The organism is Vibrio sp. Vb1554 (genome assembly GCF_033344235.1).
This window is the reverse complement of record NZ_JAWPOJ010000238.1, coordinates 1-1,285: the sequence shown is the minus strand read 5'-3', so window position 1 is coordinate 1,285 and position 1,285 is coordinate 1. Positions and strand designations below refer to the sequence as shown.

General features: G+C 43.6%; 2 protein-coding genes. One reads left to right on the top strand and one right to left on the bottom strand.

Features of this window, described 5'->3' with window-relative positions; all coding sequences use genetic code 11:
• Positions 1-616, top strand: a 616-nt coding sequence (locus R8N28_RS25275) for a flagellar protein MotY (RefSeq protein ID WP_318183670.1), incomplete at its 5' end; no start/stop codon positions are given.
• 209 nt (positions 617-825) lie between these two features.
• On the opposite strand, the gene R8N28_RS25270 is transcribed toward R8N28_RS25275, so the two are convergent.
• Complete coding sequence (locus R8N28_RS25270) at positions 826-1,260, bottom strand: DUF2753 domain-containing protein (RefSeq protein ID WP_005490627.1); 435 nt, start codon at positions 1,258-1,260, stop codon at positions 826-828.
• Positions 1,261-1,285: the final 25 nt, after the last annotated feature.

The following is a 1,285-nucleotide window of genomic DNA, read 5'->3' as shown; positions in this document are numbered from 1 at the left end:
CTCAATGCCACCGCCTTGGCGACCGGGTGAGCATGCCGACCGCATCACGAATCTGAAGTTTTTCAAACAGTTTGATGGGTATGTCGGTGGTCAAACTGCTTGGGGTATTTTATCTGAATTAGAGAAAGGCCGTTACCCAACATTCAGCTATCAAGATTGGCAAAGTCGCGATCAACGAATTGAAGTCGCGTTGTCATCCGTATTATTCCAAAGTAAGTACAATGCGTTTAGTGACTGTATCGCCAATTTGTTGAAGTACAGTTTCGAAGATATTGCGTTTACGATTTTGCATTACGAACGTCAGGGCGACCAACTGACGAAAGCGTCTAAAAAGCGTCTTGCTCAGATTGCTGATTATGTGCGTCACAATCAAGATATCGACCTCGTGCTGGTGGCGACATACACTGATTCAACCGATGGTAAGAGCGAAAGCCAGAGCCTATCGGAGCGACGAGCAGAGTCTCTACGTACTTACTTTGAATCACTGGGTTTGCCAGAGGATCGTATTCAAGTGCAAGGTTATGGCAAGCGCCGACCTATTGCTGATAATGGCACGCCGATTGGTAAAGACAAGAACCGTCGTGTAGTCATCTCTTTAGGTCGAACTCAAGTTTAGGCCGTAGTAAGCATGCTTACATAAAAAACGCCGGAGAAATAATCTCCGGCGTTTTTGTATATTGACGTTGTTAGCTTGTAAATTAAGTAAGAGCATCGAAAACGCTCAAGTCTTACGTTGTATATGTTAGTGAGTATCTACTTACTGTTGAATAACTTTCGTGAGTTATTTCCAAGTGATGAGGTCAGCTTATTTTCGACCTTTGCTCATTAATTTAAACGAAACTTAGCGATCACTTCGCAATTGGTTGCGGTATCGATCTTTTCTACTTGTTTCGCAATTGCTGGGTTTGGATGACGCTTCATAAAATCGATAAGTGCTTTTGTGCAACAGCCGATGGAGTCAATAAAGCTCGCGCAATTCTGGTTTGGGCATTGGGGAATAAGTGTGAGCACTTTTTCAGATGCCAGCTGAAGATATTTGAGTTCGTATTCGGTATCACCAGCCCAGCGCCAAAATTGCGCGAGGTTGTGACAAGAGATTACAGAAATCAAAAGGCGTTCGTCTGCTTCAATTTCCACGCATTCACTAATGTCTTCACTTAAGCTTAAAGCTTGTTGATAGTGAAGAATGCTGCGTACAGGATCATCTAGTTGCAGGGCAGTATCGGCTAGGAGTGTGTGTTTTTCCCATTCACTGATCATTATCGTTGTCCCACGTATCGAATTT

Excerpts from the sequence above, each read along its gene's own strand:
- R8N28_RS25270 (WP_005490627.1), bottom strand. The coding sequence starts at position 1,260 with ATGATCAGTGAATGGGAAAAACACACACTCCTAGCCGATACTGCCCTG.